Here is a 23791-nt window from a genome sequence, read left to right as displayed (position 1 = left end):
CCGACCGGGCCGCTGGTCAGGCCCGGTCGCGTGTCCACTTCACCAGTTGCTCGGCCGACCAGGTGTTGACCACCCGGTCGGCCGGGACGCCGCAGCGGGCCGCCCGCTCGCAGCCGAACCGCTGCCAGTCGAGCTGACCGGGCGCGTGCGCGTCCGTGTTGATCGCGAAGCGGCAGCCCGCCTCCAGGGCGCGGCGGATCAGCCGCTTCGGCGGGTCCTGCCGCTCCGGCCGAGAGTTGATCTCAACGGCGGTGTCGTGCTCGGCGCAGGCTGCGAAGACCGCGTCCGCGTCGAAGTCGCTCTCGTTCCTGGTCCGCGCCCGGTGCCCCCGATCACCCGGGCCGGTCACCCCCGCCGGCCGGGACGACACCATCCGCCCGGTGACGTGACCGAGAATGTCCAGGTGCGGGTTGGCGACCGCCGCCAGCATCCGGCGGGTCATCTTCGCCCGCTCGTCCTTGAGGCCGCTGTGCACCGAGCCGACCACCACGTCCAGCCGGGCCAGCAGGTCGTCGTCCTGATCGAGTGAGCCGTCGGCGAGGATGTCCACCTCGATCCCCGTCAGGATCCGGAAGCCCTCCGGCAGCGCCGCGTTGACCTGCGCCACGTGGTCGAGCTGCCGGCGCAGCCGCTCGGCGGTCAGCCCTCGTGCCACAGTGAGACGGGGCGAATGGTCGGTGAGCACCAGGTACTCGTGGCCCAGCTCCACCGCTGCCAGCGCCATCTCCTCGATCGGGGAGCCGCCGTCGGACCAGTCCGAGTGGGTGTGGCAGTCGCCGCGCAGGGCGGCGCGCAGCGCCGTGGCCTCGGCGTCCAGGTCGCTGCCCTCGGTCGCCACCAGCCGGCGCAGATAGACCGGTTCCTCGCCGGCCAGGGATTCCGCCACACAGCGGGCCGTCACGTCCCCCACGCCCGCCAGCTCGGTGAGCGTGCCGTTGCCGGCCCGCTCGGCCACCTCGGCCGCCGGCAGGCCGGCCAGCGCCTTCGCCGCCGAACGGAACGCCCGCACCCGGTAGGTGGCCTCGTTCGCACGCTCCAGCAGGAACGCGATCCGGCGCAGGTCGGCAATGGGGTCCCGGGCGCTCATCCCACCGAACCTAGTGCGTACGAGCCGCGTCAGGGAGCCTTCGGACAGCCGTGTTCGCGCTGCCACGCGGTCACCTCGGCGGCGGGCTCCCGGTTGCCGCCGCGCCGCCACGAGTCCAGATAGCGCGCCGGCCAGAGCACACCGCGCCGGATCCACCACCCGTCCTTGCCCGTGCACGGCGGCGAGATGCCGAAGTGCACGTGACAGACGTTGTTGGCGTTGCCGGTGCGGCCCACCTTGCCGAGCTGCTGGCCGGCACGGACCCGAACCCCCGCCTCGACGCCGGCGCCGACCACACTCAGGTGCGAGCCGTAGTAGCGCACGCCGTCGTCGCCGAGCAGCGACACCGACAGGCCGCCGTTGTTCGGGCCCTGCGGCCCACTCTTGGAGTACCTGTCGACACGACTCACCTCCAGGACCTTGCCGTCGGTCACCGCCACGAACGGCTCACCGCAGTCGGCGAACACGTCAGTCGCCGGGTACGCCCCGTGCGTCGTGTGGTAATCCACGTTGTCGGCGCGTACCGGAAAAACGTGCCGGAGCCCGGCGCGGGGTGCGGTCGGCGACGGTCTGGCCGACGACGGCGTCGGGCTGGCCGGGCGTGTCGTCGGTGTGGCCGTCGGCGCCGCCGGCTGCTCACCGGTCTCCCAGACCGCCGACGACGACGGCGCGGCGCCGGTCGGCGGCACACCCGGCCGGGTGGTCGCGCAGCCGGCGGCCAGCACCGGGGCGAGCAGCAACAGGATCGGGTACGCCGGACGCACGCGGCGACCGATCGTCGGCGAGGGCATTCGGTCATCCTGACAGACCGGTACCGTGGGCACGAGCGACGCGCGTGAGGGGAGGGCAGCCGATGACCATCGCCCGACCCGACCCCGTCCCGGATCCCGGTCCCGCCCGCCCGGTGCCGCGTACCCCGTCCGGGCTCTTTCCGGCCGGGCCGCCGACCAGACCCACCTACCGCGAACCGCACCCGGTGACCGGCGGCGGTGTCGCCGCCGGAGGTGGCGCGGCGGCTGCCTGGCTGCTGCTGTTCGGGCTGCTGGGCACCGACGTCGCCAGGTACGCGTGGTGGACTGTGGTGGCCGGCCTGCTGGCCTGGCTGACGGCTCTGGTGCTGGTCCGCTACGGCGATCGCGGCGTGGCCACCGGGGTGGCCATCGTCACCGCTGGTGGTTGGAGCATCGCCGCCGCCGTGGTGGCGGTCCGCTGGGCGACCAGCGGTGACTGGCCGATGTGGTGAACGTGTTCCGACCGGCCCGGATCCGGCGCCCGACGACTGCGGCGCGTGCCCGGTTGGCTGCGTAGCGAACGCCGTCTTGACGTGGCTGTCGATACTCGGCACCCTCGGCACTATGGCCTGGACCACCCCGCGGCAGGACCCGGATCGCAACCGCCGCCGCCTCCAGTTGCTCGCCGAGTTGGCGGGCGCTCGGGCGGTACGCCAGCGCAGCCGGCCGCAGCGACAGCGCACCGAGCGTCTGCGCCAGCTCATCGCCACCCGCCGTCGGGTAGCCGGCTGATCCGACTTTGTCAGGTTTGGCCGGCGTCTCGGGGCGTTGACCGGTCGCCTGCCGACCCGACCGGCTAACGTGCACCCTTGACGAGTCGGCGCTGTGCCGAGGGCTTTTGGGGGAACCGTGTCGTACTTCGCTGCGGCCGTGGTGCGTGACGACAGTGGCTGGACCGCCGCCGAGGTCAGCCTGCGGGGCGCCACCGACATCGATGAGGTCGCCGACCGGCTGCGCGACGTCGACCAGGAAGCCGACGTGTCGCTGCTGTTCGTCGAGGCCGACGACGCGTACCTGGTGATCCTGCGTCTCGACGAGGGCGAGGATCTGCGGGTGTTCGGCTCGGACTCGGCGTTCGCCGAGGAGTCCCGGCTCGGTCAGCTGCTGGTCGGTGACCTGAAGACGTCCGTGACCGGGCTCGACGGCGACGACGAGCCCCGCCCTGCCGCCGGCGGCGACGACGAGAGCGAGCAGCCCGCCGTCGATCCGGAGGCCGATCCGGTGGGCGACGCCGACCTGCTGGCCAACCTGGGCATCTCCGCGCAGAAGCTGCTGACGCTCTGCGCCACCGAGGGGATGCTGCCGGCGGACGTCACCGCCGAGATCTGCGAGGTGCTCGGCTGCGCCGACGAGGTCGAGGAGCTGCGTGAGGTCTGACCCCGCCGGGTCGGCAGCACACGGTGGGTTCGTCCCCGCGGGCGGCGCGGAGCCGGCCGACGCCACCGATCCGCTGTTGGAGACGATGCGCCCGGGGCAGCCGACGCCCGGCGCGGTGGGTCGGGCCGGCCCGGGCGCGCACGAGGAGCTGGCCGACCCGGGTGACCTCGGGCGGCGGCAGCGGCACGAGCTGTGGATGCGCCGGGCCCTGGAGGTCGCCGTCACCGGCCCGACGGCCGACGACGACGCAGGCCCGGCCGACGTGGACGACGTGCCGGTGGGTGCGGTGCTCTACGGCCCGGACGGCACCGAGCTGGCGATCGGGCGCAACGAGCGGGAGTTGACCGGCGACCCCACCGCCCACGCCGAGGTGCTTGCCCTGCGCCGTGCGGCCGAGCGCACCGGCCGGTGGCGACTGGACGGCTGCACCCTGGTGGTCACCCTGGAGCCGTGCACCATGTGCGCGGGCGCGCTGGTGCTGGCCCGGATCTCCACAGTCGTCTTCGGCGCCTGGGAGCCCAAGACCGGCGCGGCCGGCTCCCTCTGGGACGTCCTGCGCGACCGCCGGCTCAACCACCGCCCCGAGGTCTACGGCGGCGTGTTGGGGACCGAGACCGCAGCCGTCCTGCGCGCCTTCTTCCGCTGAGGCCGCGCGGCCTCTCCCGGCCGCCGCTGGCGGTCGCGTGGCCGGGAGAGGCGGCTCACGCAGTCAGTGTCCCCGGCCGCCGAACCGCGGGCTGCCAGGCCACGCGCGGCTGTGTCGGGTGGTCACGGTGGGGGCAGGGTCACCGTGACGGTCAGGCCACCGCCCGCGCGGGGCTGCGCGTCGACGCTGCCGCCGTGGGCACGCGTCACGGCCCGGACGATCGACAACCCCAGGCCGAAACCCCTGGCGCCCGCGACCCGCTCCCGGGACAGCCTGCGGAACGGCTGGAACATGGTCTCCACGTCGTAGCCGGCGATCACCGGGCCGGTGTTCGTCACCGTGAGCGTGGGCCGGCCTCCGACGAGCCCGGTGCGCACCTCGACCCAGCCGTCGGTGGCCAGGTTGTGCCGCAGCGCGTTCTCCACCAGGTTGAACGTGAGCCGTTCCAACAGCACCGGGTCGCCGCTGGCCGGAGCCGGCGCGAGTGACAGGTGCACGGGCAGGTCGGGCGCCTGCCTGCCGGCCTGGTCGGTCACGTGCGCGCAGACCTCGGCCAGGTCGACAGGCGTACGGTCGGTCAGCTCGTTCTCCGAGTCGGCCAGGGTCAGCAGGCCGTCGATCAGCCGCTCGTGCCGCTCGTTGACCGCCAGCAGTGACTCGCCCAGCCGGCGGGTCTCCGCCGACGCGTCCGGACGGGTGATGGCCAGCTCCACCAGCGCGCGGTTGAGCGCCAACGGCGTACGCAGCTCGTGCGACGCGTTCGCCACGAACCGCCGCTGCCCGTCGAACGAACGGTCCAACCGTTCCAGCATCTCGTCGAACGTGTCGGCGAGTTCGCGGACCTCGTCGCGGGGGCCGACGAGGGCGATCCGCTCGTGCAGGCCCCGACCGGCGGTGTCCGCGCCGGCGATCCGCCGCGCGGTGTCGGTGACCTGGTGCAGTGGCTGCAACGCCCGGCCCGCCAGCAGCCAGCCGAACGCGATCGCCGCCGCCGAGACCACGACCAGCGCGATGCCGCCCTGGGTGAGCAGCGACTCCAGCGCGCTGCGTTTCGCCTCGTCCTGCGCCTGTTCCACCAGGGACCGCAGCATCTCGATGTTCTGTCCGCTACCCGAGCTGGGAGTGGTCACCCCGACCTTCGGCAGGTCGCGCAGGCTCACCCCGAACGGCTGCGGCATCCGCTGGTCCACCAGCACGTACGTGACCGCGAGCAGGACGATGCCGGCCAGCAGGAACAGGCCGCCGTAGATGAGGGTGAGGCGGGCACGGATCGTGAGGCGTTTCATCGGATCCGGTACCCCGCTCCCGGCACCGTCTCGATCACCGGTGGGTCGCCGAGCTTGCGGCGCAGCTTCATCACCGTCACCCGGACCACATTGGTGAACGGGTCGATGTGCTCGTCCCAGGCACGTTCCAGCAGGTCCTCGGCCGAGACCACCGCGCCGTCGGCGCGCAGCAGCTCGACAAGTACGGCGAACTCCTTGCGGGACAGGGCCACGTGCCGGTCGTCGCGGCGTACCTCGTGGCGGGCCGGGTCGAGTTGGATGCCGGCGCGGCGCAGGGTCGGAGGCGCGGCCGGGCGGGCTCGGCGCGTCAGCGCGTGCACCCGTGCCGACAGCTCGACCAGGGCGAACGGCTTCGTCAGGTAGTCGTCCGCCCCGAGCGCGAGCCCCGCCACCCGCTCCCGTACCGCCGCCGCGGCGGTCAGCATCAACACCCGGGTCTCGCCGCCCGCATCCACGATCGCCCGGCACACGTCGTCGCCGTGCACCACCGGCAGGTCCCGGTCCAGGACCACGACGGCGTACTCGTTGACACCGAGCCGTTCCAACGCCGCGTCGCCGTCGTACGCCACGTCGACCGCGAACGACTCCCGGCGCAGCCACTCGGCGATGGCGTCCGCCAGCACGCTCTCGTCCTCGACCACCAGCACTCTCACGTGTCCATGGTCCCCGGGGCGCGGTAACTGCGGCATAACCGCGCACGGTTACGCCCGGGATACGCGCTCTGCCGTGCACTGGGTCCGACGTCCGGCGAGCCACGCCGGACACCAGCGGAGGTGAACACCATGCGACGACAGGTGCTCGTGGTGCCCGTCCTGCTCGCCCTGGCGCTGGCCGGGTGCCGTGCGGGAGGCGACGACGGTGGCGGGGTCGCGACGGCCGGCGGCGCGAAGACCGGCGCCTCGGCGAGCGCCGCCGGGGTCGGCGACTCGGAGCGGCAGCTCGACTTCGCCCGGTGCATGCGCGAGAACGGGGTGGACATGCCCGACCCGGAGCCGGGCGGTCGCCCGGGGTTCCGCTTCGGCGCGGACGTCGACCAGCAGAAGGTCCAGGCGGCCATGGAGAAGTGTCGCGACAAGCTGCCCAACGGTGGGCAGGGCCCACAGCTCAACCCGGAGCAGGCCGAGCAGATGCGCACCCTGGCCAAGTGCATGCGGGAGAACGGCGTACCGGACTTCCCGGACCCGGACGCCGACGGCCGGATCCAAATTCCGAAGGCCGGCAAGGCGTTCGACATCGGTGATCCGACGATGAAGGCCGCGCTGGAGAAGTGCCGGCAGTACGCGCCGCAGTTCGGAGGCGGACGGTGACCCGTGGCGTCCGGCGTTCCCGGCTGCGTGCCGCCGTCGCCGGCGGCGTCGTCCTGCTGGTCGCCGCCGTGGGCGCGGTCGCCGCGATCGGCTTCGGTGGCGGTTCCACCGGAGACGCCGCCGAGGCCAGCGCGCCGACGGCCACCGCCGTGATCACCCGACAGACCCTCGCCGACGCGCAGACCGCCGACGGCGAACTGGGGTACGGCACGACCCGCACCGCCACCAGTCGACTCGGCGGCACGATCACCGGGGTGCCGGCGACCGGGTCGACGGTGCGGCGCGGCAAGGCGCTCTACCTCGTCGACAACGAGGAGGTGGTGCTCCTCTACGGCGGGTTGCCCGCGTACCGGACGCTCACGCCCGGCGTGGAGGGTCCGGACGTCACCCAGTTCGAGCGGAACCTCAAGGCGCTGGGCTACACCGGGTTCACGGTCGACGACGAGTACACCGGCGACACCGCCGACGCGGTCCGTGACTGGCAGGAGGACCTCGGCCTGCCCGAGACCGGCCGGGTCGAGCCGGGGCGCGTCGTGTACGCCGACGGCGAGGTCCGGGTGGAGAGCCACCAGGCCGACGTCGGTGCCGTCGCCCAGCCCGGTCAGGCGGTGCTGACCTACACCGGCACCAGCCGGGTGGTCACCGTCGACCTGGACGTGGACGACCAGCGGCTGGCCAAGCCGAAGGCGAAGGTGACGGTGAAGCTGCCGGACGGCCGGTCGGTCGGCGGCACGGTCAGCACTGTCGAGACGGTCGTCCAGGCCGGTGCCACAGGTGCCAACGGGCAGTCCGGCGAGGCCGAGACGAAGATCGAGGTGACGGTCGCCGTCACCGACCCGAAGGCTCTCGCCGGCTTCGACCAGGCCAGCGCCGACGTGACGTTCACCGCCTCCGAGCGACGTGACGTGCTCACCGTCCCGGTGGCGGCGCTGCTCGCGCTCGCCGAGGGCGGGTACGGCGTCGAGGTCGTCGACGGCGACGCGAGCCGGATCGTCGCGGTGACCACCGGACTGTTCGCCGACGGTCGTGTCGAGGTCAGCGGCTCGGAGATCACCGGGGGCATGACCGTGGTGATGCCGAAATGAGCGGTGACGTGATCCTCCTCGACCGGGTCAGCAAGCGCTACGCCGGCGGTGTGGTGGCGTTGGACGACGTCTCGTTGCGGGTCGGCCACGGCGAACTGGTGGCCATCGTCGGCCCGTCCGGGTCGGGCAAATCGACGATGCTGCACCTGATCGGCACCCTGGACCGGCCGTCGTCGGGCAGCGTACTCATCGACGGGTACGACGCGGCGAAGCTGACCGACCGTGAGCTGTCGGCGCTGCGGGCCACCCGGATCGGCTTCGTGTTCCAGCAGTTCCACCTGGCCCACGGCGTCCCGGTCGTGGACAACGTGGCCGACGGTCTGCTCTACGCCGGCGTACCCCTGCGGAGGCGGCGCGAACGCGCGGAGGCCGCGTTGGTCCGGGTCGGTCTGGGCCACCGACTCGGGCACCGGCCGCACGAGCTGTCCGGCGGCGAACGGCAACGGGTGGCGGTGGCCCGGGCGGTGGTCGGCGAGCCGGCGGTGCTGCTGGCCGACGAGCCGACCGGCAACCTGGACTCCGCCTCGGGCGCCGGGGTGCTGGACCTGCTGCACGAGCTGCACCGGGCCGGCACCACTGTGGTGGTCATCACGCACGACCGGGAGATCGCGGAGAGCCTGCCCCGGCAGGTACGGATGCGGGACGGCTCGGTGCGGCACGATTCGGCCGCCGCGACGGCCCTCGCCACGGGCGGAGGCGTCCGATGACGACGGCCACGCCGGCGCGGCTCGTCCCGGCCCGGATGGGTCCGGCGGACGTTCTGCGGGTGGGCGGGGTTGGCCTGCGGACCCGCCCACTGCGGGCGTTCCTCTCCGCGCTGGGCATCGCGATCGGCATCGCCGCGATGATCGCTGTCGTCGGCATCTCCTCGTCGTCCCGGGCCGAGCTGGACCGCGCGCTCGACGCCCTCGGCACCAACCTGCTCACCGTCGAGCCGGGCAACACCCTGTTCGGCGCGGACGCGCAGCTGCCCGAGGAGTCGATCGCCATGATCGGCCGGATCGGCCCGGTCACGCAGGTGTCCGCCACCGGGCAGGTCTCCGACGCCAAGGTCTACCGCTCCGACCGGATCCCGGAGGCGGAGACCGGAGGCATCGCCACCCGGGCGGCACGACTGGACCTGCTCGGCACCGTCGGAGCCGAGCTGACCAGCGGCACCTGGCTGAACGAGGCCACCGCCCGCTATCCGGCGGTGGTCCTGGGTGCCACCGCCGCGCAGCGGCTCGGCATCACCACTGCCGATCCGCAGGTGCAGGTGTGGCTGGGCGGACGGTGGTTCACCGTCGTCGGCGTGCTCGCGGCCGCACCGCTCGCCCCGGAGCTGGACACGTCGGCGCTGGTCGGGTGGTCCGCCGCGACCGGTTACCTGGGGTTCGACGGGCACCCCACCACCGTTTACACCAGGGCGCGGGAGTCGCAGGTCGAGGCGGTGCGGTCGGTGCTCGGCGCGACCGCCAACCCGGAGGCGCCGAACGAGGTGGAGGTGTCCCGCCCCTCCGACGCGCTGGCCGCCGCCGAGGCGACCGACGCCGCGTTCACCGGGCTGCTGCTGGGCCTCGGGGCGGTCGCCCTGCTGGTCGGAGGGGTCGGCGTGGCGAACACCATGGTGATCTCGGTGCTGGAGCGACGGGCCGAGATCGGCCTCCGCCGGTCACTGGGGGCGACCCGCGGTCAGGTACGCACCCAGTTCCTCGCCGAGTCGCTGCTGCTCTCCGCGCTCGGCGGGATCGGCGGGGTGCTGCTGGGCATCCTGGTCACCTCGGGATACGCCCTGTCGCAGGGCTGGCCGACAGTGGTGCCGGCGTGGGCGATGCTCGGCGGGGTGGCCGCGACCCTGGTCATCGGTGGCTTCGCCGGCCTCTACCCGGCGGTGCGCGCCGCCCGCCTCGCGCCGACCGAGGCACTCGCGGCCGTCTGACCGCTGTGGCGGGGTCTGGGCTGGCGTGGCGTGGCTCGGGATGGCGTGGCGCGGTTTGAGCTGGCGTGGCGGCTCGGCCCTGGCGTGATGCCGAAGAGCGGTATGACTCAGAGGAATAAATATTCCTCTGAGTCATACCGCTCTCGGCAGTGACACCGCCCGCCGGGACGGGTCAGGCGATGATCGTGTCGAGCGCGATCTCGACCATCTGGCTGAACGTCTGCTCGCGCTCCTCCGAGGTGGTCTTCTCGCCGGTCTTGATGTGGTCGCTGACGGTCAGCACGGTCAGCGCGCGGGCCTTGAAGCGGGCGGCGATCGTGTAGAGCGCCGCCGACTCCATCTCCACCGCCAGCACGCCGTAGTCGGCGAGCGTGTCGTAGAGGTCCGGCCGGTCGGTGTAGAAGGCGTCCGCCGCCAGGATCGGGCCGACGTGCATGCTGATGCCGCGCCGCTCGGCCACCTCGACCGAGGTACGCAGCAGACCGAAGTCGGCCACCGGGGCGTAGTCGATCAGCCCGTCGAAGCGCATCCGGTTCATGTTCGAGTCGGTGGACGACCCGATCGCCGCGACCACGTCGCGCAGTTGCAGGTCGGTGCTGAGGGCACCGCAGGAACCGACGCGGATCAGCGTCTTCACGCCGTACTCGTTGATCAGTTCGTGGGCGTAGATGGAGGCCGACGGCATGCCCATGCCGGAGCCCTGGACCGAGACCTCGACGCCGTTCCAGCGGCCGGTGAAGCCCAGCATGCCCCGAACCGTCGAGTAGCAGGTCGCGCCCTCGAGGTAGGTCTCCGCGATCCACTTGGCCCGCAGGGGGTCACCCGGCATCAGGACCCGCTCGGCGATCTCGCCCGGCTTCGCGCCGATGTGCGTACTCATGGCAAAGATCCTGCCAGGCCGGCCCGGGCGATACCGGTTCGGCGTCCGAACCGGCGGTCCTGTACCCTCGTCGGCGGTGGCGTGTCCGAGCGGCCTAAGGAGCACGCCTCGAAAGCGTGTGAGGGTTAACGCCCTCCGAGGGTTCAAATCCCTCCGCCACCGCTCTGTAGTGCAGAAACGCCCGGTCGATCCGCGAGGATCGACCGGGCGTTTTCGCGTCAGAGCTGCTGTTCGCCGCCGTCGACGAAGAGCTCGCCGCCGGTCATGAAGCTGCTCTGGTCGGAGGCGAGGAAGAGCGCGGCGTTGGCGATCTCGTCGGGGTGGGCCATGCGCTGCATGGGCACGCCCGAGGCGATGGCCTGGAGCAGCCCGGGAGCCTCCGCGGGGCTGGGCGCGAGGCCCGCGAGCCCCGGTGTCTCGGTCGAGCCGGGCACCAGGGTGTTGACCCGGATCTTCCGGCCGATCAGCTCGGCGGCCCAGGTCCGCCCGAACGAGCGGATGGCCGCCTTGGACGCGGCGTAGACGCTGAACGCCGGGGTGCCGTTGCTGGCGGCCGTCGAACCGGTGAGCACGATCGACGCACCCTCGTTGAGCAGGGGCAGGGCCTTCTGCACCGTGAAGATGGTGCCGTAGATGTTGGTGTCGAAGGTGGTGGCGACGTGCTCGACCGTGATCGAGTCGAGCGAACGGAACTCCCCACCGCCGGCGTTGGCGAACACCACGTCCAGCCCGGCGCCCCGCTCCTCAATCGCCCGCATGACCCGGTCCAGGTCGTCGAGCTTGCTGACATCGCTGGCGATGCCGGTGACGTTGGCGCCGATGCTGGCCACGGCCTCGTCCACCGGGCCCTTACGGCGGCCGGTGATGAAGACGTACGCGCCTTCGGCGGCGAAGCGGCGGGCGGTGGCCAGGCCGATGCCCGTGGTGCCCCCGGTGACGAGGGCGGTCTTGCCGTCGAGCTGTCCCACGATTGATCTCCTTCACGAATTGTGTACCGAGCGGTACTGATCCGACCGTAGCAACCGCTGACCTGCGCCGCAAATTTCTGTACCGATCGGTTCAGGCGCGGGTAGGATAAGTCGCGGGAGGTGGTGGTTCGTGCCACAACGAGGGCGACCGCGCGGCTTCGACGCCGACGAGGCGCTGGAGCGCGCGCTGGAGGTGTTCTGGCGCCAGGGGTACGAGGGCGCCTCGATGAGCGACCTCACCGCCGCCATGGGCATCAACAAGCCCAGCCTCTACGCCGCCTTCGGCAGCAAGGAGGAGTTGTTCCGCAAGGCCGTGACCCGCTACGCCGAACAGGACATGGAGTACGCGCGGCACGCTTTCGCCCAACCCACCGCGTACGAGGTCGTCGCCACTCTGCTGCGCGAGAACGTGCTCGCCGTGACCCGGCCCGACCGGCCGGCCGGCTGCCTGTCGATCCAGGGCGGCACCGCCTGCTCCAGCGAGAACGCGGCCGTCGTCGGGTTCCTCGCCAGCAGCCGCCTGGCCGGTGAGCTGGCTCTCGCCGACCGGTTCACCCGCGCCGTCGCCGAGGGCGACCTACCCGCCGACGCCGATCCGGCCGCGCTCGCCCGCTTCGTCATGAGCGTCACCGAGGGGCAGGCGATACACGCCGCCGCCGGGGTGGCTCGGGAGGACCTGCGTCAGACGGCGGAGATCGCGCTCGCCGGGTTCGCCGCCGTGTCCGGGGCGCGGAGTCCCGCGCCCGCGGACAGCCCGGCCTGACCGCTCACGGTCGGACGAGCGCCGCCATCCCGTCGAGGAGCCGTTGCAGCCCGAACTCGAAGAGGCTGTCGACGGTGAGGTCGATCGCCGACCGGGAGAGCCGGGCCAGGTACGGAAACTCGCCAGCCGCGAGCAGCCGGCCCAACACGTCGGCCTGAGCCACCATCCATTCGTCATCGGTCAGGCCGGTGTCCTGTTCCGCCTCGGCCCCCTGCTGGAGGGTCACCGCCGCGCCCCGTACGTGGTTGGCCAGGGCGGCCACCAGGTGTAGCTGGGTATGCGGGTCCAGGCCACATCCGGCGAGGGCGCGCAGGGCGCATTCCGTGTGCGCGACGGCGTGCGGTGCCATCAGCGGGCGGGTCAGCGAGATGACCTGGGCCAGCCAGGGGTGTCGACAGTAGATCGACCACTGCAGCCGGCAGAGCAGCTCCAGTTGGGCCCGCCACCCGGGCGGGAGCGTGCCGGGCACCCGATGCGCGGCGAAGGCAGCGTCCGCCATCAGCAACAGCAGGTGCTCCTTGCCGCGGACCTGCCGGTACAGCGACATGGTCGGCACGTCCAGGTCGGTCGCGATGCGCCGCATGCTCAGCCCCGCCAGCCCCTCGGAGTCGGCGATCCCGATGGCCGTGCGCACCACCTGGTCCCGGGTCACCCCGTGGGCGGGGCCGCGGCGCACCTCGGCCCGGCCGCCCCGGCCGGGCGGCGCGGGCCCCGAGCCGGCGACCACCATGCCCACGCCGGGCACCGCTCGGAGCAGGCCTTCCTGCCGGAGCGCGGTGAGGGCGCGGCTCGCGGTCGCCATGGCGACACCCCACTCCCGGACCAACTGGCGGGTGGACGGCACCCGGTCACCGGGACCCAGCTCACCGGACGCGATGCGCTGCCGTAGCTCCGCGACGATGCGCAGGTACGGAGGTGTGGACTCGTCGATCTCCGGCACGGCCGTCCTTCCGTCGGCCGGAGCCTAGCGCACTAGAGCACCTGGCCCCGTCCGTCGACCCTTCCCGAGGGCGGCCTGTGGGTGCACTAGAGCTGTCTGGTCGAGCCCTCACCGAGTCGCGATGCTCGACGCGTACGCCGTACAGCATTCGATGATGGGGGACTTTCATGACCAGCATCCCGTACCGCCGGTGGGTCGTCGCGACGGCGATCTTCGTGGCAGCGACGGTGGGGACGGCGGCCGGTCCGGCCGCCGGGGCCGCCGACCGACACGGCGCGGCCGTGGTGCGGACCGACCAGGGCGCCCTCCGGGGGACCGTCGCGGGGGATCACCTGACGTTCGAGGGCATCCCGTACGCGCGTCCGCCGCTGGGCGCGCTGCGCTGGGCCCCGCCGCGACCGGGCCCACAGTGGACAGGCGTACGCGACGCGACGCGACCCGGCCCCGCCTGCGCGCAACTGAAGGGACTGCCGATGGACGACGCGTCGGCGTCCGAGGACTGCCTCTACCTCAACGTCACCATGCCCCGCACCTCCGCTCGAACGCCGCGCCCGGTGCTGGTGTGGCTGCACGGCGGCGACTTCCGGTTCGGCCAGGGTGACGCCTACGGCGGGGAGCGGCTGGCCGCCGATGGGGATCTCATCGTCGTCACGGTGAACTACCGGCTCGGTGCGCTCGGCTTTCTGGCGCATCCGGCGCTGGCTGGCCCGGACGGGTCCACCGGCAACTACGGGTTGCAGGACCAGCAGGCGGCGCTGCGCTGGGTGCGGCGCAACGCGGCGGCCTTCGGCGGGGACCCGGGCAGCGTCACCCTCGCCGGCCAGTCGGCCGGCGCGACAAGTGTCTGCGCCCACCTCGCCGCGCCCGGCTCCGCCGGCCTGTTCCACCGCGCGATCATGCAGAGCAACTCGTGCGCCAACCCCGTTCAGACCCGGGCGGAGGCGGTCGAGGCGGCGCGGGAGTTCACCCGGCGGGTGGGTTGCACCGATCCCGGTGTGCTCGCCGCCTGCCTGCGGGCGCGGGACGCCGCCACGCTCGTCGACGCGGTCGGCTACCCGGGCGCGGGTGTCGACCTGGGCCCGGTGGTCGACGGTCGTACCCTGCCGGTGGATCCGGCGAACGCGCTGGTCAACGGCCGGTTGCACCCGGTGCCGGTGTTGACCGGTACGAACCGCGACGAGTCCACGCTCCAGGTGTGGGGGATGGAACGCAGCGGGATGAACTGCCCCCGGCCGCCCGCGCCCGGGCAGGAGCCCGAGTCGTGCCCGCTCACCGACGACAGGTACCGCGAGCAGGTACGCGCGATGTTCGGCGAGCGGGCCCAGGAGGTGCTGGCCCGCTATCCGAGCGACGACACACGCTCCGCCAGCGAGGCGTTGGGGGCCGTGTGGACCGATCAGGCGTACGCGGAGCCGATCTTCACGGCCGCGCTTGCGTTCGCCCGGACGGTCCCGACGTACGTGTACGAGTTCGCCGACGAGGATGCGCCGTTCTTCGCCGAGGGACCGGAGCCGACCTTCCCGACCGGCGCGTACCACTGCGCCGAACTGCCGTACCTGTTCGACGTCGACTACGCCGAGGCGCTCACACCCACCCAGCGGCGGCTCTCCGGCGAGATGGTCCGGGCCTGGAGCGACTTCGCCCGGACGGGTCGGCCCGGGTGGCCCCGGCTGCGCGACCGCGGCGGGTACGTGCGGGTCCTGGCCGGCGGTGGGTCGGGCGCGACGGACTTCGCGGCAGCGCACTCGTACGACTTTTGGCGGTCGCTGCGCGGCTGACATCGCGCCGGGCGGTCGGTCCTACGTGGACCGACCGCCCGTCGCGCCGCCGCGGGCGGCCGGTCAGCAGGGGGCGGCGCCCTCGTCGAAGAGGCGGCGGGCCCAGTCGGCGTACCCGGCGATGGTCTTTCGGACCGTGCGCCCGTCGTGCAGGAACAGGTACGCGCGGTCGCCGCTGCGGGCGAGCAGCCCGTCGAGCCGGTGCGTCCCCTGTGGAGCGGGCAACCGCGTGACGGACGGGTAGCGGGCCCAGACCTCGTCGATCGGCGAGCCGGCGGTGATGCCCTCCGGTGTGCGCATCGGGTCACCTACCCACAGCAGCACCAGCCTGTCCTCGATGAAGACCGGGCTGACCGTGTCGTGGCCGGTGAGCACCGGCCCACAGGCGTCCTGGTCGGTACGCAGGACGCCCCGGCGGGTCAGCTCGGCCTCGGTGTCGCCGAACTCGATGTTGCGCAGGCCGTTCAGGTCGATGACCTCGACGTTGCCGGCGGGCCGGTTCGGTGGCATCGGGCCGGGCGGTGGCGGGCCGCTGCCCGCGATCAAGGCAGCCGTCAGCAGCATGGCAATAAACGCGAATTGTCGCAATTTCATGGAATCCCCCAGTCCCCCAACGGGACGGGGCCGCTCAGGTTGCTGCCCGTCGCCGGATTACTGGTTTTCCCACTGCTCGACAAGCTCGTCCCAGTAGTCGGCGCTGAGTCGCCGCCGTCCGTGCGCCAGCCAGCCGTCGGTGTTGCGCTCCAGGTGCAACCCCACCTCGGCGAACGGGTCGATCCACGCTCCCCGCTCGACGCCGAGCTGGACCAACGCCGCGTTGATCGGCCACTCCTCGCGCGGCGCGTCGAGGACGTCGTCGAAGCGCGGTCCCCAGGACAGCGCGCCGCCCAGCCACACCGCGGCCGACTGGTGGCCGATGCCACCGCCGAACTCGGCCTCCACGTACGCCACCGGGCCCGACCGCGACCAGCGGGCCACCAGGTCGGCCAGCGCCGGCGACAGCACCAGCTCGAACGGGTGCGCGGCGCTGCGGTCGTCGGTCGCGTAATCCGGCAGCGAACCGGTCAGCTCCACCACCAACTGCGGCGTGATCGGCAGCAGCGCGAAATCCTGCCGCAGCTCGCCGAGGACCGCGTGATCCAGCTCGGCGGTCTGCTCGCGGAGCAGGTCCGCGTCCGCGACCACCGCGCTGAGCTGGTAACCCATCGAACCCTCCGCCGTCCACAGCCTGTGGATAGAACATGTGTACGACGGGCTCCGGGTGCCGCCGGTTTCTGGAACGGTACCGGTGTAGCTTCCTATGGCATGGCTGATCAACTGACCGTGCCGGGTATGCCGACGCCACTCGTGCCCTCGTCCGCAGCGCTGTGGCGGGTCGATGAGGCGACCGGTGCGGTCACGGTGTCGGCGCAGCCACGCACGGACCTCTTCATCGACCCGAGCGGCGGCGGTGCGGGCGAGAGTACCGCGCCGAGCCCGGCACCCGTGCTCAACGCGGCAACGCTGCTCGGCGACCTGCCGCCGGAGGGCGACTTCCAGTTCAGCGCCCGGGTCAGCGTGGCCTTCGGAGCGACCTTCGACGCCGGGGTGCTCCTGCTCTGGCGCGACGAACGGTGCTGGGGAAAGTTGTGCTTCGAGTTCTCACCCGAGGCTGAGCCCATGATCGTGTCGGTCATCTGTCGGGGCGTTGCCGACGACGCGAACGCCTTCGTCGTTCCCGACCGGTCGGTGTGGCTGCGGGTCTCCCGGATCGGCCGGGTCTACGCGTACCACGCCGCACTCGACGGCCGGACCTGGCAGTTGATCCGCGTGTTCGGTTTCGACGGAGCCACGTCCCGCGACCGGATCGGGTTCGCGGGCCAGTCACCGACCGGCGACGGGTGCAGCGTGACGTTCGACGAGATCCAGTTCCGGCCCGAACGTCTCGCCGATCTCCGCGACGGTTCCTGACGCCTTCACGCCTCCCGGGCGAGCTGGGTGACGAACGCCCGCCAGGCCGTCGGCGCGAAGGTGAGCGCCGGACCGCTCGGGTCCTTGGAATCCCGTACGCCGATCACGCCGGGCAGGTTGTCGGCGACCTCGACACACGCGCCGCCGTTGCCGCTGCTGCGGCTGCTCTTGCGCCAAACGGCGCCGTTCAGCTCCATGTCTCCGCCACTTCCGTCATCAGATCGACCGACTGCCAGTGCGACAGCGCCTCGCCGCGCACGTTCTCCCATGCCGCCATCATGGCCGCGATGTCGTCGGGGTCGCTAGCCACTTGTCCCTGGAGTTGGTTGTCCAGGTAGCCGGCGACCCGGTGATCGTGGCTGTGCGCGATCACGAACGGCCCGTTGAGGCCGGCGTACGCGCCGACCGCGCTGGGCACCACGTGCACCCGGATGTGTGGCTCCGCGCAGGCGGCGACCACGGCCAGCAGTTGCTCGCGCATGGCCGCCCGGCCGCCCACCGGTCGGCGGAGGATCGCCTCGTCGATGACGGCCGTGAACTGCGGCGGGTCGTCCCGCTTCAGCACGCCCTGCCGGTTGAGCCGCACGGTGAGGTGCCGCTCGATCTCGCTCGGCGGGATCAGGCCCGCGCCGCCGAGGACCGCGCGGGCGTACGCCTCGGTCTGGAGCAGCCCCGGCAGGACCGTCGATTCGAACCAGCGCAGCGACACCGCCTCGCGCTCGATTTCCTGCCACGGACGAAACCAGATGGGGTCACGACGTCTTGAAGTGTCCGGCCAGATGTCCGACACGTCCTTGTGGAGGGCTTCCGCTGCCGCGAACCGATGCCGAGGATGCGGGATGCGGCCCTCGGTCAGCCAACGCGCCACGGTCTTCGGGTCGACGCCGACGGTATCGGCGAGGGATTCGGTGGTGTGCCCGGTGTCGTTCAGTGCCACCCGCAGCGCGTCGTTCACGGCCCCTCCATCGGATGTCTCGAATATCTGGAAACCATATCGCTACGCGGTGTACTTGTCCGATTACGCGGCCGAGGGTGGTCCACAGAAGACGGCGTGGCCGGTGGAGGTGTGAGAGCCCGGCGGCCTGCGTCAGTCAGGGGGTCGCCCCGGCGGGGAGGGCGGGGCGACTCCCTTCCACCGCCAAGGAGGCTCGACCATGCCCCGCCGCCGGGACCACCTACCGACCCGACCCACCTGGCGCTGCGCGGCGTGCGGCATCGCCTGGCCCTGCTCGGCGGCGAAGCTGCGGCTGCTCGGCGAGTACCGCAACGACCGGTTGGCGCTGGCCGTCTACCTCGCGACGCTCCAGGCCGAGGCCGGTGAACAACTCCGGGACGTGGAACCGGCCCGGCTCACCGAACGCTTCCTCTCCTGGGCCCGCGCCCGCGGGTGACCGACGGCCTTCACCTGGCCTCAGGGTCGCCAGATGGCAATGCCCACGTCCTGGCGGCGCTCGGCGAAGAGGCCATCTCGCGCCGTCGTCGTCAGAAGGTCGCGCAGATCGGCCTCGAAGGTGGGGAGCCGGTCGCCGAACAGGTGCGGCGCCGAACTGGACAGCGAGAACACCGCCGAGGCCACCTCGGCCACCGACCGTTCCACGACCATCCCCTGCTCGATGGTCAGTCGGGTGGGGCCGGCGAAGCCCGCCGCCAGCATGATCTCCGCTTCGCCCCCGGGGGTGCCGGCGGGCAGTGCTCCCTGACCGGCCCGGCGGATCGGCCCCAGGTAACGCGCGACCAGCTCGGTGATCTGCGGCCAGGGCGGTCGCGGGTAGGGCAACCCGTCGTCGCCGTTCACGCCCTGGTGGGTGTTGGCGCTGACATGGACCCAGGCCCCGTCGGGCGCGAGCATGTCGCGGACCCGCCGGGCCACCAACGGCCGGTCCATCCAGTGGTACGACTGGGCGAACGTGGCCACCCGGAACGTACCCAGGTCGGCCGGCAGGTCCTCGGCGCGCAGGTGCCGCCACTCGACGGTGGTGACCCCGGCCTCGCTGGCCCGCCGCTGCGCCTCGGTGAGCATGTCCCGGTCGGCGTCCACCCCGACCGCCGCCTCGAACAGGGGCGCCAGCAGCAACGTCAACGACCCCGGGCCGCAACCGACGTCCAGGAGGCGGCCGGTGCAGTCCAGGTCGAGCGCGCTGCCGATGGTCTCGGCGAGTTCCGGCGGGTACGGCCACCGGCCCACGCTGTAGTGGCGGGCGCTGCCCGCGTACAACGTCTCGTCCCACTCCCACGCGGTCTCCGCCATGGCGTCGATGACACCACAACAAAAACGCCCAGCCGACCGGTTATCGGTCTGCTGGGCGTTGCTGCTGCTCAGGCGAGCGGAGGATACGAGATTCGAACTCGTGAGGGTGTAAACCCAACACGCTTTCCAAGCGTGCGCCCTAGGCCTCTAGGCGAATCCTCCGCGAGCCAGGATACAGGCCCCCGTCGGTCGGGCCACCCCACCACCCCCTGAAGATCGACGGGCCGTCGGGTAGGGTTGGCGTCACCTCCCGTGCGGCGGTATCTCGTGAACCTCCCCAGGGCCGGAAGGCAGCAAGGATAAGCGAGCTCTGCCGGGTGCACGGGAGGCCTTTTTGTCTCCGGGGCCTTGATCCACTCCAGGTCGCCGAGGTGGGGCTGTTCTGGGCCGTGGATACCGCCACGTCGCCGAGATGGAGTCGATCAATCGCGGCAACCCGGGGTAACCCAAGCTGCCCGGCGGGGTGGGTGGTCACCCGCGCCCGACCGGCGCAGAATGGCTCGGTCGAGAGGAGGCGGGACGAGTGACGCTGGCGCTCTACCGCAAGTACCGGCCACGTACCTTCGCCGAGGTCATCGGGCAGGAACACGTCACCGAGCCGTTGTCGCAGGCGCTGCGCAGCGGCCGGCTCAACCACGCCTACCTCTTCTCCGGCCCCCGTGGCTGCGGCAAGACCTCCAGCGCCCGGATCCTGGCCCGCTCGCTCAACTGTGAGCAGGGCCCCACCCCCGAGCCGTGCGGCAAGTGTGAGTCGTGCCGCTCGCTGGCCATTGACGGCGCCGGCTCCATCGACGTGATCGAGATCGACGCGGCCAGCCACGGTGGTGTCGACGACGCCCGTGAGCTGCGCGAGCGCGCGTTCTTCGCGCCCGCCAGCAGCCGCTTCAAGATCTACGTGATCGACGAGGCGCACATGGTCTCGACCCAGGGCTTCAACGCCCTGCTCAAGCTCGTCGAGGAGCCCCCGGAGTACGTCAAGTTCATCTTCGCCACCACCGAGCCGGAGAAGGTCCTCGGCACGATCCGGTCGCGGACCCACCACTACCCGTTCCGGCTGATCCCGCCGAAGATCCTCCGCCCGTACCTGGAGCAGCTCACCCAGGCCGAGGGCGTCGCCGTCGAACCGGCGGTCTTCCCGCTTGTGGTCCGCGCCGGTGGGGGCAGTGCCCGGGACAGCCTCTCCGTGCTCGACCAGCTCATCGCCGGCGCCGGTCCGGAGGGCGTCAGCTACGCCCGCGCCGCCGCGCTGCTCGGGGTCACCGACGCCGCGCTGATCGACGAGATGTGCGACGCGCTGGCCGCCGGTGACGGCGCCGCCGCGTACGCCACCGTCGACCGGGTCGCCGAGGCCGGGCACGACCCGCGCCGATTCGCCTCCGACCTGCTGGAACGGCTGCGCGACCTCATCGTGCTCCAGCAGGTGCCGGACGCCGCCGCGAAGGGCCTGATCGACGGCCCCGCCGACCAGATCGAGCGGATGGCCGCCCAGGCGTCCCAGCTCGGCCCGGCCACGCTCTCCCGCTGCGCCGACATCGTGCACGACGGCCTGGTGGAGATGCGCGGCACCACCGCGCCCCGCCTGCTGCTGGAGCTGATCTGCGCCCGGATGCTGCTGCCCGGCGTGGACGACTCCGCAGGCGGCCTCCTCCAGCGCCTCGAACGGATGGAACGCCGGCTCACCCTGGGCGGCACCGACGCACCGTCGGCCACCGCCGGCTCCGCGTCAGCAGCCCCCCAAGGAGTACGCCCACAGCACGCCCCTCCGGTCCCGGCTGCCGCCACCCCGGCGCCAGTGAACGCCCCGACCTCCGCACCGCCGTGGGACGTCGACCCGACCGCGTCCCCGACCCCTGGCGCTCGGGCTGCCGACGTCGCCGGCTCGGGCGTGGTGGGTTCGGGTGCCACCGGCTCGGGCGCTCGCGTTTCCGGCGCACCGGCCTCGTACACGCCCTCGGGCGCCGACTCACCGATTCCGGCCTCACCCGGTGCGTCGGCCGTCGCTGACCCGGCCACCGCACCCGTCTCGCCCGCCGGACCGGGCACGCCCCCGCGTCGCGTGGTGCCGCCGTCGGCCGTGCTGCCCGACCCGGCGACACCCGTGCCGCCTCGCCCCGGTGCGCCGGCCGCCGCACTGGACGCGGTGGCCGTCCGCCGGGTCTGGCCCGACGTGGTCGGCAAGGTCAACCGGACCAACAAGCGGATCGCCGCCCTCATGCGCGACGCGGTAGTGCGCGAACTCGACGGCGACATGCTGGTGCTGACGGTGAAGTCCACGGTGCTGGCCAAGATGATGGCCGACCACGCGGCGGTGCTCACCGACGCGCTCTACGAGGAGCTGGGCGGACGCTGGCAGATCCGCTGCGAGGTGGCCGGCGAGCGGGGTGGCGTGTCGCTGTCCGGTCCGCCGCGCTCCCAGCCGGCCGCGCCACCCCGCCCGACCGCTACCACGCAGCCAACCGCGCCGACCGCTGCCGCGCAGCCAACCGCGCCAACCGCGCCGACCGCTGCCGCGCAGCCGAGCGCGCCGACCTCGACCGTGCCGACCGCTGCCCCGCACTCGACTGCGCCGACCCCGGCCGCGCCGACCCCGGCCGCGCCGACCGCTGCCCCGCAGCCGACCGCGCCGACCTCGAACGCGCCGATGGCTGCCCCGCAGTCGACTGCACCGACCTCGACCGTGCCGACCGCTGCCGCGCAGCCGTCCATGCCGACCCCGGGCACGCCGACCCAGACCCCGGCCGCGCCGGCTGCCGCCGCGCCGACTGCTCCGGCGGATGTCCGATCTGCCCCCACGAACACGTCGCCCACCGTGTCTCCGGCCTCGGCGAACACGGCCGCCCCGGCTGGCGCGACGAACACCCCGGCGGCTGCTGACGACGAGGACGACTGGCCGGAGGCTGCGCGCCCCGGTGGCAGTGCTCCCGCCGCCCCGGCGACCGATGACGAGGACTGGCCGGAGGCCGCCCGACCGGGCGGCACCGCGGTGGACGACAGCGACTCCGCCTCCGTACCCGCGTCGACAAGCGTGAACGGTGCCGACGCGGCCCACACCCGATCGAACGGCGCCGCGAACGGTTCCGGCCCGGGGGCGAACGGTGGTGGCCCCGGCGGCTCCGGCTCGGTGACCGGTAAGCCGGACGCGCGGGCGGCCCACCCGACGCCGGGGGCCCGGCAGCCGGCGTCAGCCGGTGGCGCACCGGTGAGCAGCGCCATCGCCGCCGCCCGAGCGGCGGCGGCGGGGCGCGGCGCGCGTACCGCATCGGCGGCCCGGCCCGTCGCGGACGCCGAATGGGCCGGCGAACCGCCTTACGACCCGGACTTCGACGGCCCGCAGCGCGGTAGGCGCGCGGGTGGCGGGGCGCCGGCGGCGGTACCGACCTATGAGGGGTTCGACCCGGGCGACGAACCGTTGGACGAGGTCATCGACGAGAAGACGGCCCGGGAGTCCAGCGAGGAACAGGCGGTACGGCTGCTCCGGGAGACCTTCGGCGCCGAGAAGATCGACGAGGTGGACGCCCGCTGACACCCGGCCCGCCGATCATGAAGCGATGTGGCTCGCGGGTTCCTGGGCGACGTTGACGGGCGGGGTTTCCGCGAGCAGGGCGCCCAGGCAGCAGGCCCACACCGGAAAGGGCAGCACCGCCACGCGTTCCATGCCGCCCACGCCGATCCCGAGGCCCTGCTGGGCGAAGAACAGCACGGTCCCCGCCAGCGCGGTCAGCCCAGCGGCAACTGTGAGCGCCCGCCACCGGCCGAGCACCGTGGTGGGCGGCGCGAAGCCGGCGATGAGCAGCCCGATGTTGCCCATCCCCATGATCAGGAACGCGCCGAGGACGTGCAGGTTCTCGTCGACGTCCGCCGGGTAGAGGGCCACCAGGGCGTACCCGCCGGCCGCCAGCAGCAGCAGCGTCTGCGCGGAGCGCACCACCGCGCCGCGACCGAGTGTCCGCCAGCTCAGCAGGAGCCCGGCGGCGAGCAGCACGGCGGTGGCCAGCGTCGCGGCGTTCATCACCGGGTGCCAGGGGGAGCAGACGTACCGGGGCCGGGTCGTGTCCCAGCTGCCGCAGTGGACGTTGCCGAGGTCGCTGATGTTGTGGCTGGCCCAGCTGTAGGCCGGCTCGCGCCAGCGCAGGCCGGTGACCAGGCTGGCGACGAGGAAGACAGGTGCGGCGATCACCCAGCACAGTGCGCCGACCCGGCCCGTGGGGTTGAGGTTCATGCTGTCGAGCAGACCAGCGCGGGGGGTGCCGACGCACTACCCGCAGATGGCCGGTTCCCGGTGGTGCCAGCCATACCTCGCAGGTCGTCCGAGCGGGCGGCGGTAAAGCCCCGGCACGGCCCGGCGTGGGCGGACGCACCGGGCGGGGCGGGGTCGGTCCCAGCGGTTAGGCTGGTCGGCGGCCGAGCAGACGAGTGCGAGAAGGAGCCATCCGTGCGCCCAGGTGGACAGCCGAACATGCAGCAGATGCTGAAGCAGGCGCAGAAGATGCAGCAGCAGATCGCCGCCGCCCAGGCCGAGCTGGCCGAGGCCGAGCTGACCGGCACCGCCGGCGGAGGGCTGGTCACCGCTACCGTCTCCGGCTCCGGTGATCTGAAGTCCATCAAGATCGACCCGAAGGCCGTCGACCCGGACGACGTGGAGACGCTTGAGGACCTGGTGGTCGCGGCCGTGCACAACGCCGCCGAGGCCGCGCGCGAGTTGACCGAGCGCAAGATGGGTCCGGTCGCCGGCGGCATGGGCGGCCTCGGCCTGCCCGGTTTCTGAGC

General features: G+C 72.7%; 27 protein-coding genes, 2 tRNA genes and 1 other RNA gene. 16 read left to right on the top strand and 14 right to left on the bottom strand.

Features of this window, described 5'->3' with window-relative positions:
* Positions 1 to 16: 16 nt before the first annotated feature.
* Positions 17 to 1087, bottom strand: a complete 1071-nt coding sequence (locus ACLQ27_RS12175; protein WP_234583230.1) for a PHP domain-containing protein — start codon at positions 1085 to 1087, stop codon at positions 17 to 19.
* A gap of 29 nt (positions 1088 to 1116) precedes the next feature.
* Entirely contained in the window at positions 1117 to 1878 is a 762-nt protein-coding gene (locus ACLQ27_RS12170) for a M23 family metallopeptidase (protein WP_357498673.1), read from the bottom strand.
* Between the two features lie 62 nt (positions 1879 to 1940).
* Here ACLQ27_RS12170 and ACLQ27_RS12165 point away from each other — a divergent pair, with 62 nt between their 5' ends.
* From ACLQ27_RS12165 to ACLQ27_RS12150, 4 genes are all read left to right on the top strand, one after another.
* On the top strand, positions 1941 to 2330 hold the full coding sequence (locus ACLQ27_RS12165; protein WP_425866771.1) for a hypothetical protein: 390 nt from the start codon (positions 1941 to 1943) through the stop codon (positions 2328 to 2330).
* Positions 2331 to 2442: 112 nt separating this feature from the next.
* Positions 2443 to 2610, top strand: coding sequence for a hypothetical protein (locus ACLQ27_RS12160; RefSeq protein WP_167626078.1), 168 nt, complete (start codon positions 2443 to 2445; stop codon positions 2608 to 2610).
* Positions 2611 to 2727: 117 nt separating this feature from the next.
* Positions 2728 to 3255, top strand: coding sequence for a tRNA adenosine deaminase-associated protein (locus ACLQ27_RS12155; RefSeq protein WP_234583233.1), 528 nt, complete (start codon positions 2728 to 2730; stop codon positions 3253 to 3255).
* Between the two features lie 85 nt (positions 3256 to 3340).
* Positions 3341 to 3901 (top strand): nucleoside deaminase, encoded by a 561-nt coding sequence (locus tag ACLQ27_RS12150; RefSeq protein ID WP_425866844.1) that lies wholly within the window; start codon positions 3341 to 3343, stop codon positions 3899 to 3901.
* A gap of 122 nt (positions 3902 to 4023) precedes the next feature.
* Here ACLQ27_RS12150 and ACLQ27_RS12145 read toward each other — a convergent pair whose 3' ends face one another.
* Both ACLQ27_RS12145 and ACLQ27_RS12140 read right to left on the bottom strand, forming a co-directional pair.
* The gene (locus ACLQ27_RS12145) at positions 4024 to 5187 is read right to left on the bottom strand and encodes a sensor histidine kinase (RefSeq protein ID WP_425866769.1); all 1164 of its coding nucleotides are present in this window, start codon (positions 5185 to 5187) and stop codon (positions 4024 to 4026) included.
* A complete protein-coding gene (locus tag ACLQ27_RS12140; protein ID WP_357498680.1) occupies positions 5184 to 5840 on the bottom strand; it encodes a response regulator transcription factor in 657 nt (218 codons plus the stop codon). The genes ACLQ27_RS12145 and ACLQ27_RS12140 overlap by 4 nt, the downstream gene beginning before the upstream one ends.
* Positions 5841 to 5969: 129 nt before the next feature.
* Between ACLQ27_RS12140 and ACLQ27_RS12135 the strand changes: the two genes are divergently transcribed.
* Genes ACLQ27_RS12135 through ACLQ27_RS12120 form a run of 4 tightly spaced genes read left to right on the top strand, consistent with a single transcriptional unit; the run spans position 5970 to position 9497 of the window.
* Positions 5970 to 6494, top strand: coding sequence for a hypothetical protein (locus ACLQ27_RS12135; protein ID WP_357498682.1), 525 nt, complete (start codon positions 5970 to 5972; stop codon positions 6492 to 6494).
* Positions 6491 to 7579 (top strand): peptidoglycan-binding protein, encoded by a 1089-nt coding sequence (locus ACLQ27_RS12130; protein ID WP_425866766.1) that lies wholly within the window; start codon positions 6491 to 6493, stop codon positions 7577 to 7579. Before ACLQ27_RS12135 ends, ACLQ27_RS12130 begins: the two co-directional genes overlap by 4 nt.
* On the top strand, positions 7576 to 8286 hold the full coding sequence (locus tag ACLQ27_RS12125) for an ABC transporter ATP-binding protein (protein WP_425866764.1): 711 nt from the start codon (positions 7576 to 7578) through the stop codon (positions 8284 to 8286). The genes ACLQ27_RS12130 and ACLQ27_RS12125 overlap by 4 nt, the downstream gene beginning before the upstream one ends.
* Complete coding sequence (locus ACLQ27_RS12120) at positions 8283 to 9497, top strand: ABC transporter permease (protein WP_357574921.1); 1215 nt, start codon at positions 8283 to 8285, stop codon at positions 9495 to 9497. Before ACLQ27_RS12125 ends, ACLQ27_RS12120 begins: the two co-directional genes overlap by 4 nt.
* A 172-nt stretch (positions 9498 to 9669) precedes the next feature.
* Here ACLQ27_RS12120 and deoD read toward each other — a convergent pair whose 3' ends face one another.
* Positions 9670 to 10377, bottom strand: coding sequence for a purine-nucleoside phosphorylase (deoD, locus tag ACLQ27_RS12115; protein WP_030328147.1), 708 nt, complete (start codon positions 10375 to 10377; stop codon positions 9670 to 9672).
* A gap of 75 nt (positions 10378 to 10452) precedes the next feature.
* Between deoD and ACLQ27_RS12110 the strand changes: the two genes are divergently transcribed.
* A tRNA-Ser gene (locus ACLQ27_RS12110) sits at positions 10453 to 10539 on the top strand.
* A gap of 56 nt (positions 10540 to 10595) precedes the next feature.
* On the opposite strand, the gene ACLQ27_RS12105 is transcribed toward ACLQ27_RS12110, so the two are convergent.
* Positions 10596 to 11345 (bottom strand): SDR family oxidoreductase, encoded by a 750-nt coding sequence (locus ACLQ27_RS12105; protein WP_357574922.1) that lies wholly within the window; start codon positions 11343 to 11345, stop codon positions 10596 to 10598.
* A 130-nt stretch (positions 11346 to 11475) separates the two neighbouring features.
* Here ACLQ27_RS12105 and ACLQ27_RS12100 point away from each other — a divergent pair, with 130 nt between their 5' ends.
* Positions 11476 to 12108 (top strand): TetR/AcrR family transcriptional regulator, encoded by a 633-nt coding sequence (locus ACLQ27_RS12100; RefSeq protein ID WP_425866761.1) that lies wholly within the window; start codon positions 11476 to 11478, stop codon positions 12106 to 12108.
* Positions 12109 to 12112: 4 nt separating this feature from the next.
* Here the strand turns inward: ACLQ27_RS12100 and ACLQ27_RS12095 are convergent, their stop codons facing one another.
* Complete coding sequence (locus ACLQ27_RS12095; protein ID WP_425866760.1) at positions 12113 to 13048, bottom strand: TetR/AcrR family transcriptional regulator C-terminal domain-containing protein; 936 nt, start codon at positions 13046 to 13048, stop codon at positions 12113 to 12115.
* A 167-nt stretch (positions 13049 to 13215) separates the two neighbouring features.
* Here ACLQ27_RS12095 and ACLQ27_RS12090 point away from each other — a divergent pair, with 167 nt between their 5' ends.
* On the top strand, positions 13216 to 14826 hold the full coding sequence (locus ACLQ27_RS12090) for a carboxylesterase/lipase family protein (protein WP_425866758.1): 1611 nt from the start codon (positions 13216 to 13218) through the stop codon (positions 14824 to 14826).
* A 63-nt stretch (positions 14827 to 14889) separates the two neighbouring features.
* Here the strand turns inward: ACLQ27_RS12090 and ACLQ27_RS12085 are convergent, their stop codons facing one another.
* On the bottom strand, positions 14890 to 15384 hold the full coding sequence (locus ACLQ27_RS12085) for a hypothetical protein (protein ID WP_425866843.1): 495 nt from the start codon (positions 15382 to 15384) through the stop codon (positions 14890 to 14892).
* Positions 15385 to 15477: 93 nt separating this feature from the next.
* Positions 15478 to 16032: a hypothetical protein gene (locus ACLQ27_RS12080; RefSeq protein WP_425866756.1), complete on the bottom strand. Its 555-nt coding sequence runs from the start codon at positions 16030 to 16032 to the stop codon at positions 15478 to 15480.
* A gap of 99 nt (positions 16033 to 16131) precedes the next feature.
* Between ACLQ27_RS12080 and ACLQ27_RS12075 the strand changes: the two genes are divergently transcribed.
* Positions 16132 to 16776 (top strand): DUF1349 domain-containing protein, encoded by a 645-nt coding sequence (locus ACLQ27_RS12075; RefSeq protein ID WP_425866754.1) that lies wholly within the window; start codon positions 16132 to 16134, stop codon positions 16774 to 16776.
* A 5-nt stretch (positions 16777 to 16781) separates the two neighbouring features.
* On the opposite strand, the gene ACLQ27_RS12070 is transcribed toward ACLQ27_RS12075, so the two are convergent.
* Both ACLQ27_RS12070 and ACLQ27_RS12065 read right to left on the bottom strand, forming a co-directional pair.
* Positions 16782 to 16973 (bottom strand): DUF397 domain-containing protein, encoded by a 192-nt coding sequence (locus ACLQ27_RS12070; RefSeq protein WP_357574927.1) that lies wholly within the window; start codon positions 16971 to 16973, stop codon positions 16782 to 16784.
* Positions 16964 to 17731 carry a helix-turn-helix domain-containing protein gene (locus ACLQ27_RS12065; protein WP_357574928.1) on the bottom strand — a complete coding sequence of 256 codons (768 nt, stop codon included), beginning with the start codon at positions 17729 to 17731 and terminating at the stop codon, positions 16964 to 16966. Before ACLQ27_RS12065 ends, ACLQ27_RS12070 begins: the two co-directional genes overlap by 10 nt.
* 199 nt (positions 17732 to 17930) lie before the next feature.
* Between ACLQ27_RS12065 and ACLQ27_RS12060 the strand changes: the two genes are divergently transcribed.
* Entirely contained in the window at positions 17931 to 18167 is a 237-nt protein-coding gene (locus tag ACLQ27_RS12060) for a flavin reductase (protein WP_357498706.1), read from the top strand.
* Positions 18168 to 18187: 20 nt separating this feature from the next.
* Here the strand turns inward: ACLQ27_RS12060 and ACLQ27_RS12055 are convergent, their stop codons facing one another.
* Both ACLQ27_RS12055 and ACLQ27_RS12050 read right to left on the bottom strand, forming a co-directional pair.
* Positions 18188 to 19024 carry a class I SAM-dependent methyltransferase gene (locus ACLQ27_RS12055; protein ID WP_425866752.1) on the bottom strand — a complete coding sequence of 279 codons (837 nt, stop codon included), beginning with the start codon at positions 19022 to 19024 and terminating at the stop codon, positions 18188 to 18190.
* A gap of 77 nt (positions 19025 to 19101) precedes the next feature.
* Positions 19102 to 19186: transfer RNA gene (locus tag ACLQ27_RS12050), tRNA-Ser, on the bottom strand.
* A gap of 82 nt (positions 19187 to 19268) precedes the next feature.
* Here ACLQ27_RS12050 and ffs point away from each other — a divergent pair.
* Both ffs and ACLQ27_RS12040 read left to right on the top strand, forming a co-directional pair.
* An RNA gene (gene ffs / locus ACLQ27_RS12045) (signal recognition particle sRNA small type) lies at positions 19269 to 19358 on the top strand.
* Positions 19359 to 19547: 189 nt separating this feature from the next.
* Positions 19548 to 22547 carry a DNA polymerase III subunit gamma and tau gene (locus ACLQ27_RS12040; RefSeq protein WP_425866750.1) on the top strand — a complete coding sequence of 1000 codons (3000 nt, stop codon included), beginning with the start codon at positions 19548 to 19550 and terminating at the stop codon, positions 22545 to 22547.
* Positions 22548 to 22562: 15 nt separating this feature from the next.
* Here ACLQ27_RS12040 and ACLQ27_RS12035 read toward each other — a convergent pair whose 3' ends face one another.
* On the bottom strand, positions 22563 to 23243 hold the full coding sequence (locus ACLQ27_RS12035) for a DUF998 domain-containing protein (protein ID WP_425866748.1): 681 nt from the start codon (positions 23241 to 23243) through the stop codon (positions 22563 to 22565).
* Positions 23244 to 23480: 237 nt separating this feature from the next.
* Here ACLQ27_RS12035 and ACLQ27_RS12030 point away from each other — a divergent pair, with 237 nt between their 5' ends.
* Positions 23481 to 23789, top strand: coding sequence for a YbaB/EbfC family nucleoid-associated protein (locus tag ACLQ27_RS12030; protein WP_234583305.1), 309 nt, complete (start codon positions 23481 to 23483; stop codon positions 23787 to 23789).
* Positions 23790 to 23791 lie beyond the last annotated feature (2 nt).

It is taken from the genome of Micromonospora sp. DT63, assembly GCF_049841615.1.
GTDB lineage: Bacteria > Actinomycetota > Actinomycetes > Mycobacteriales > Micromonosporaceae > Micromonospora.
This window is presented reverse-complemented; position numbering and strand designations above follow the sequence as displayed.